This is a genomic window from Sphingobium sp. PNB (genome assembly GCF_019873065.1).
Classification (GTDB): Bacteria; Pseudomonadota; Alphaproteobacteria; order Sphingomonadales; family Sphingomonadaceae; genus Sphingobium; species Sphingobium fuliginis.
The window spans coordinates 1-7,570 of record NZ_JAINEZ010000143.1 but is presented as its reverse complement, the minus strand read 5'-3'; the positions used below and the strand labels follow the sequence as shown (position 1 = coordinate 7,570).

Annotated in this window: 7 protein-coding genes; 2 read left to right on the top strand and 5 right to left on the bottom strand. The window is 60.8% G+C overall.

The genetic code is table 11. The annotated features are described in order from the left end of the window. Positions 1 to 181 precede the first annotated feature (181 nt). Positions 182 to 445 carry a hypothetical protein gene (locus K7W03_RS27985; RefSeq protein ID WP_226870530.1) on the bottom strand — a complete coding sequence of 88 codons (264 nt, stop codon included), beginning with the start codon at positions 443 to 445 and terminating at the stop codon, positions 182 to 184. 156 nt (positions 446 to 601) lie between these two features. On the opposite strand from K7W03_RS27985, the gene K7W03_RS27980 reads away from it, so the two are divergent. Continuing rightward, positions 602 to 1,063, top strand: a complete 462-nt coding sequence (locus K7W03_RS27980) for a hypothetical protein (protein ID WP_226870529.1) — start codon at positions 602 to 604, stop codon at positions 1,061 to 1,063. A 1,938-nt stretch (positions 1,064 to 3,001) separates the two neighbouring features. On the opposite strand, the gene K7W03_RS25935 is transcribed toward K7W03_RS27980, so the two are convergent. From K7W03_RS25935 to K7W03_RS25920, 4 genes are all read right to left on the bottom strand, one after another. Continuing rightward, on the bottom strand, positions 3,002 to 4,132 hold the full coding sequence (locus tag K7W03_RS25935) for a replication initiator protein A (RefSeq protein ID WP_020819382.1): 1,131 nt from the start codon (positions 4,130 to 4,132) through the stop codon (positions 3,002 to 3,004). Positions 4,133 to 4,212: 80 nt separating this feature from the next. After that, positions 4,213 to 5,283, bottom strand: a complete 1,071-nt coding sequence (locus tag K7W03_RS25930; RefSeq protein WP_025160828.1) for a ParB/RepB/Spo0J family partition protein — start codon at positions 5,281 to 5,283, stop codon at positions 4,213 to 4,215. Beyond that, positions 5,280 to 6,476: an AAA family ATPase gene (locus tag K7W03_RS25925; protein WP_015460581.1), complete on the bottom strand. Its 1,197-nt coding sequence runs from the start codon at positions 6,474 to 6,476 to the stop codon at positions 5,280 to 5,282. Before K7W03_RS25925 ends, K7W03_RS25930 begins: the two co-directional genes overlap by 4 nt. A 207-nt stretch (positions 6,477 to 6,683) precedes the next feature. Next, entirely contained in the window at positions 6,684 to 6,866 is a 183-nt protein-coding gene (locus K7W03_RS25920; protein WP_020819384.1) for a hypothetical protein, read from the bottom strand. A gap of 171 nt (positions 6,867 to 7,037) precedes the next feature. Between K7W03_RS25920 and K7W03_RS25915 the strand changes: the two genes are divergently transcribed. Then, positions 7,038 to 7,570, top strand: a 533-nt coding sequence (locus K7W03_RS25915; protein WP_222887793.1) for a virulence-associated protein E, incomplete at its 3' end; no start/stop codon positions are given.

Here is a 7,570-nt window from a genome sequence, read left to right as displayed (position 1 = left end):
CCAAGATATGATGCACTGATTTCACCAGTCTATGACTTTATATCAATAGGTTATGTTGACTGACTGCTTCTTTGTCCCGTGACAGGCAGCCATAGCGTCTTGCACCGCGTCCATTTCTCGCCTGGATGCCCGAATTTCCGTCAGTTCCGCCGCCTCGGCATGGAACCGGCGGGCTACCTGGTCAGGCTATGCGCGGGCGCTGCAACTGCAATCGGCCGAGGTCGACGAAATCGACGTATTTTCCTGGGGTTGCGGGCTCCAGATCCCCGGCCGGCCGCTGCGCTCGACCACCCTCGACCTGTTCGACCGCTTCGATGCGTGGGCCGCGGCGCTCGCCGATCCCGACCCGCTCGCCTGGCGCGATACGCTGCCCACCGCCATCAGCGCGCCGGCGGTTGCCACGCAGCACCCTGCCCTCGTCCGCGCGCTCGATCAGGTCCGCCAACACGCGCTGGCGGATGGCGGCATCCTGCCCTGGCTCGGCCTGCCGTTCGCGCTACGCGATAGCGGCCTCTCCGCGAGCACCCTCCCCTGCCTCGCCGGCGGCGCCAAGGCGTTCCGGCTGAAGCGCAAACCCGACGCCGATGATTGGCTGGCGGTGTTGCGGGCGCTCGAACGATCGGCGCGCGAGGGTCTGGAACGGCTTCACGATCTGGAGAAATTTCATCGCAACGCCCAACGCGCGATCGTCGAAGCGTTCCGTCCGGGCGCCCTCCCCCGGCTGCTCGCGCTCACGCATCATCGCCCGCTGCTATCGCCCCAGGGAGTTGCCGATGCGCTGGCCCTCAGCGTCGCCGGAGCGAGCAAGCTGCTGGAGCGGGCCGTCGCCGCGGATCTTCTGGTCGAGATTACCCAGCGGCGCAGCTGGCGGCTGTTTCTGCCACCGGACCTTGCGGTCGAATTCGGTTATGCAGCACCGAAGCGCGGCCGTCCGGCGAAGGAGCCCCCTCCCCTGCCCGCGAGCCGCGACCTCACCGTGGCTTTCGATGCATTTGATCAGGAAATGGCCGCCATCGACAAGCTGCTTACAAGCGCGCGCGGGCCAAAGCTTTCGTCGCCATGACAGGTGTTGCGAATCAAATGCGAATTTGCGGTGGGAGCAAGTGGGGTTCACAATCATGTGCGCTCTGATTTTGATCACAAACTTGTGACAACTGGCCCAAAATACGGCCCAGCCAGACGCCCGCACAGAGCGATTTGACGCTATTCATGAGGCCGTGGATGCCAGAAGGCCCAAAAGCGCCTGGTAAGGCTCTGGCGGCGTTTTAGGACTATTTCTCGGTTTGTTCCGATTTTGAGGGGTGCGCTGGATATGAAGCACCCTGGCTTCGGCGGTATGTACCCTAACATTTCACAAGCTGATCGAACGAGGTGATGTCGCGTGAGCGCTACGCCAGCTGGATGCCCGTTCGATGGCAGACGTTCAGCATCGAGGTAGATCCAGGCTTCCAACAGGCCCTCGAGAGTTTGGACTTCGATCTGGGCTCGCCGACATTCGATTCTTTCGAAGGCGTCGAGGCAGACCCGGTGATGAGGTAGGTCAGGCGACAGGATGAGGTGAACCGGGATCTCGTCCGCCATCGTCCGCGGGAATCAAGGCAGGGTAGCCAAGATGATGGGACCAGCTTCGAGTGCGCATCGTCGAGTGTTGTCGCGCTGATTGATCGGGAGGCGGGCGATGCACGGTTCGGCAGCGGATGTTGAACGCCATCCTCTGGATGCTCTATGCTCGTGCGAGATCGGGCACTGGGCCTTGTCATTGTGTTCGGTGCTTGCCGATGGCGTCCCCTCCCCCTTCAATCTTTTCAAAGAAAGGGAGAAGCGCCGCAGGCGCCGTTAATTCCTTTAGAAATAAAGATAGAAAGTTAGGCTGTGGATGCGCCGGACGCGACTCATGGATTCATCACGAGTCGGGGAATTCAGCGCGTTCCCGTAATACCGTCTGACCGTTCCTGAAATACCCTGTGCGGTGTTCCCATTGGACCGTGATTCGGTTCCCAATGTACCGTGCGCCGTTCCTGAAATACCGTGTGGGCGGGTCATTGGAGATCGGGGCGGAAAGGGCGGTAAAACGCGTTTTACTCGATGCTACATCCCTGATTTCCCGGAGTTTTGAGCTTCCTGACGACACAGGCGGACACAGTTGATAGCCACTCTTGTAGCCGCGATCATGACACTCGGGCACTTGCTGGCCGGGAAATCGGCAAGGCCTCCCGACTCTCCCACGGTATATTAGGAACGAAGGGCCGATCGAGACAGGCGGCCAGCCTCTGGAGCGGAGTTTCGCTCTGGTTTGAACTTCAATGACTGGCTGCCGGGCGCTTGAAACGGCGGTCGCCGGGCCATCATCTCCGGGCCTGGCGAGGCGTGAATACACGTCGATGGCGCGGTACTTTGGGAACGGCCGCCTATTGGGCTCGGCCGTTTGATCTCGTCTGCCATGGCGGACCGAGGCGGCGGAGTTTTCCTCCGCACGGTATTTCAGGAACGCCTGATCGATTGCCGCGGAGCCGATCTCGATGAACGATCGCAGCGTTCCCCCCTTCCCTTCCCTCTCGTTCCAGGAAGCGCCGGCACGAGATTGACCCGCCATCTGCTTTATCCGGCTTATATCCTGGTTGCTTGGAAACGACGTGCGATGATCGAAAGGGTGTCCGCGTTCCTGATGTACCCGGCGCCGGTCAACTGGTGGGATGATCGATGCCCGAGCCTGGCCCGGAAGGACGTAACGGCTTGGCCAAGGTGGCTGTGACTTCGGCCCGCACAGCGTAATAGGCGAAAATAATGGCGGCAACGCCCGGCCGCTGAGCCCCGCGTCATGGCTGAGATCTCATATTCTATGGGATAGCGTCCCGGTAGGACGGGGTGCTCGGTGGGGAGGGGCCGCGCAACTGCCGGCCCTTGTCCGTCGGTACTTCAGGAACGCAAGAACTATGCGCAACTCGGGTAGCGGAAGGTTGTTCCTGAAAGGCCGCGCTGTTCGAAGCGGCGCTGTAGCGCGCTACAGCGCCGCGCGTTGCTTCGAACAGAATGTTGCGAAGATCTGCGTGATGTTCCTGGCGTCGTATGCGATTTCGCGCTGCCTCAGGAATGACCGAAAGTCGTCGGCGACCATGCCGTGGTCACGCTGCGGTTCGGGCAGGTTGGCCCGTGCGATGGCGCCAAAGGCGCTATGGGCGATATGTCCATATTCCGGGAAGGCGATCGGCGGTTCGTCGATCGCCTTGTCTTGTGCGGAAGGAGTAGCCCGGCCAGGCGTGGGTGCAGTCTGGACCAGGGCAGGGGAGGGGGCTCCGGGTTCGCTCGTGAGGTTGCGCCTGACCATGCGCAGGAACGGTTCGGCCTCTGCGCGCAATTCCAGTTCGAGCGCGTAACCCGGCAGCGCGTTTTCCCGGACGATCTTGGTCATCTCGAATTTGAAGCGACGATAGTCACCTTCCGCGCCCGATTTTTCGAACAGCGTCGGCATGGAGATCGCGAAGCCGTCCGTTCCGGCGCCGCCGGCGTGCTTGCGCGCAACCCGGTACAGCCAGCGTTCTCTCCCCCCGGTGAGCGAGAAATAGGCGGGATCGATCGCGAGGACGCCGCCTTCCATCAGCACGCCGTCGTAAAACCACTTGGCGAGGGTGATGCGCATACCTCGCACGTTGCCCGTGCGGTCCTTGAGCTGACTGTAGCTGTCGATCCAGGAGAAAGTGGTTTCGACAGCGTCGCCCGAGCGGATATTGGTCTTCACCGTGGTTGACTGCAGACGGTCAAGCGCATTGCCCAGCAAGTCATAGGCTCGGCCGCCGACCTCGCGTTTGAGTGTCCTGAGCATGTCGTAGGGCACGACGTTCAAGGTTTGCGGAATGTCGTTCGCACCGCGGCGCTTATGTTCGATGAGCACCGAGGCGCAGTAGATCAGGATGTCGAGATCGTAGATCGTGGCGAGGCCATATTCCGAGTTGGCCGAAACATGGACGGTAACTTTTCGGTCCGGACTGACATAGTCGATCGGCTTCAGGCGCTTGCGCTTGGACAGGGAAAAGAATGGGCGTTCCATCGTTTCGCGCTGGTCGCGAAGCGGCAGTGCCGTCAGTTGCGGCAGAAAGAGGTCTACTTGACCGTCTTCGCGGTAGTCCTGTGGCATCTCATGTCCTGCAACACGCGTAAAACGCGTTTTACTCCATCATAACGATTTGAAAATAAAAGATTTATTGTGGATTCTCATTATCGCGCAAATCTCGCGCTCTCGATGACCGGACGCAGTGCGTCCAGAATCTCATCGACCGATGCGCGGCCTTTTGGATTGATGTTGATCGTGATGCCCTTCGCCTTGGTATCGGCGAGAACTTGTCCGATCTCCTTGCCCGAAGCTGCCGTCAGAGCCGGCTTCGCCTTTGGCGAAGGCGCAGGCCTGGAAGGTGTCACGGCCGCGGCCAGGCGTTCGCAGACTTTGCTGCCCTCGATCTTTTCCGCGCCGGCGGCCAGCAGCTCTTTCTGCTCGGCGGCGATTATGGCCGCCTCACCGAGAATGGCGTCGCGATAGCGCTCATCCTTGATGAGCGGCGACAGGCGCATGCCGTGACGGACCTTCAGGTCGCCTGGTTCCGCAAATGCGCTCACCACCTCGTCGGGGAGTTCGGCGAGTTGCAGCAGATTGTGAAGATTCTGCTTGGGGATCGCCAGGCGCTCGGCCATCTGCGCCCTGACGCCCTTATAATAGGCTTCCACCGCGTGCCGATAATTTCGGGCCCGCTCGAGATCGGTGACGTCCTCGCGCTCCCGGTTTTCCAGGTCCGCGAGACGGAAGGCGCCTTCGTCATCGAGCGTTTCGATCCGGGCTACGAGTTCGATCTCGCTATGGTTGTTCGCATGGAGCCAGGAGATCGAAAAATGACGACGTGTGCCGACGATCAGCTCATAGGGCTGTTCGGCATTGGGGGTTCGCCTGACGACCACCGGTTCGCGATTGGTTCCTTCCTCCCTGATCGATTCAATCAGGGAGGCGCAGCGGTCATAGCTAAGCGCCGCATAGTCGCGCGCATTGCCTGGCCAGATCGAGCATTCCGACGGCTTCAGGCGAATGGTGAGGCGCTTGACGGTGCGCGCGATCTCATCGAACGCAACCCCGCGCCGTTCGAGGAAGGACGGTGTCGCCGGTTCTTCGGCGGGCTTTTCTCGATCCGCGTGATCCCCGGCGACGGGACCATCGGCCGCGCGTGTCGGGGGCGGTGTCGTGCCGATGCTTTCGATGGCGTTCGCCAAGAGACTCCGCCGTCTGCCCCCCGCGCTGCTCATGCGGCCTCCGTCAACCGATCGGTGCCAAGCTGCGCCATCCGCGATGGCCACTGCTTGCAGATGTCTTTCTCTACCTCGCGGAAGACCATGTTGAGATTGTCGCGGCAGCGAACATAGGTCTGATGCGAGCCGTAGGGTTTGTTGATCTCGTAAATCGAAGACATCGAAAGTCCCGCATTCTTGATCTCTTCCGAGAGCAGAATCGGTGTCGAGAGCATTTGTCCGGCGTAGGTCTTCTCCATGACCTGGAGCATCTGCGCCTCGTTCGTGCGACTGGGCTGGAACATCGTGCAGACGACCCGAATGAAGCCATAGTCGATCGACGTGTCGAACTTGGAGACGAGATCCATCGCCTCGCGGCAGGTCTGCATGAAATGAATGGTCGACAGATAGTCGAGCTGCCGGGCAGGGACGGGGATCAACAGGCCATCGGCCGCAGTCAGCGTGTTCACGCCGAGAAACCCCATGGCCGGGGGAGGGTCGAGAATGACGACGTCATAGTCGTGACGAACTTCCTCCAGTCCGATCCGCAGCATGCGGAACGCGCCCGCGATCGCTGTCGGTCCTTCCTCGATCGTCGCGGTCAGTTCCCATTCGGTGTCCTGCAGGCCGAGGTTCGCCGGGCAGATGTCGATATTGGGCCAGGCTGTCTTCTGGATCGTCTTGCGCAGCGAATCCGCTTCGTCGATGCGCGGCGACAGGAAATTCGACAGCGTATGGGTCTCGTCGACCAAGGCCTCGAGATTGACGTCGAACATCACGCTCATCGAAGCCTGGGGATCGCAGTCCACGACAAGAACCCGGTAACCCCGCAGGGCAAGATAATCGGCAAGGTGCTTGCCCGTGGTCGATTTGCTGACACCGCCCTTGAAATTCTGCACGGCCACGACGACCGCTCGCTCGGACGGCAATTTGCCCATCTTGATACCGAGCGCTTCGCGAATCGCGATCAAATCCTCGACCGTGTAATATCTGCGCCCGTTGGCGGACGTCTTCGGCGCAGGAAGGCGTCCACGCGCTTCCGCCTTGGACAGGGCTTCGGGCGTCCTCCCCAGAAACTCCGCGGCGACCGAGGCCCCCATTGAAATATTGAGGGTTTTCCTGTCGGATGGATCTATCGCCGCTTGCCGCAGAACGGTTTTTGCATTCTCGCACGAGGTGATCATCGCATCGAGAATCTGACCCGACAGCATGGGCGTTGTCCCCCTTCTCAACCCAAATTGGCCTTGGTTCGTGAAAAAGGTCGAAAAAAGACCCCTTATCCCGGACAGCTATGCCAAAAGGATGGTGGTTAGTCAAATTGGTAGCAGCTGGCGCCATCATGCAAGGACAACGCTGCTCTCAGATGGAGAGTCCGGGATCATTCCGGGCGAACGGACAAGCTCCGGTTTCCATGCGAATCAAGTGATCGCCAGAATTGGCGGCAAGCATAGATCGGTCTTGTCGCCGCTTCGAGAATGGAACTCAAATTCCTTCCCGGCGGCATCCGAGTTGGCGGTGGTCCACGAATCGGACAGGGCCAGAACTGCCGCTGACGATGTTCTCCTGGCGCTCGAATAGGCGGCGACAAGGCCCACCGCCATCGAGGCATTCATTCCGCTCGCAGGAAATCCCATCCGCAAACCGGCCGTGCACCCCGGTGGCTATTCGCGCTTCCTCGATCCGCGCACGCAGCCCGGAGCACAGATAGACCGCGATCTGATGGCCGGGAGAAAGAGGGAGAGGGGCAGGGGCATGCAAGCAGGAGGAATGCCATGCCGCTTACAGCCCGACGACCATCCCAGGAACTCATCGATCTCGTAGGTGCTCTCGGTGGCACCTGGCATGGCCGCACCGCCATGTGCCTGTGCCCGGCGCATGCTGATAGCACACCAAGCCTCTCGATCCGTCAGGGCGATCGCGGTATTCTTGTCACTTGCTTTGCCGGTTGTGATCGCGAAGATGTCCTGCGCGAATTGCGCCGGATACCGATCCGGCAACACTACTCCTACCGGGACATGCCCGCGCGCGCTTCGGGCAATGCCGCACGGCTCTGGGAGGAGGGGCTTCCGATCCCGGGCACTCTCGCTGAGCGTTACCTGACGCTGCGGCATCTCGAGCCGCCTACCGATGATCTCCGATTTCATCCACGCTGTCCTTATCGTCCCAAGCCCTGGACCACGTTCCATCCCGCCTTGCTCGTGGCCGTGCGCGAAGGGCGGCGACTGACTGCCATCCAGCGCATCTTCCTCGACCGGCAAACCGGCAAGTACCGCATGAAGCTCATGCTGGGGCGGCCAGGGCAGGG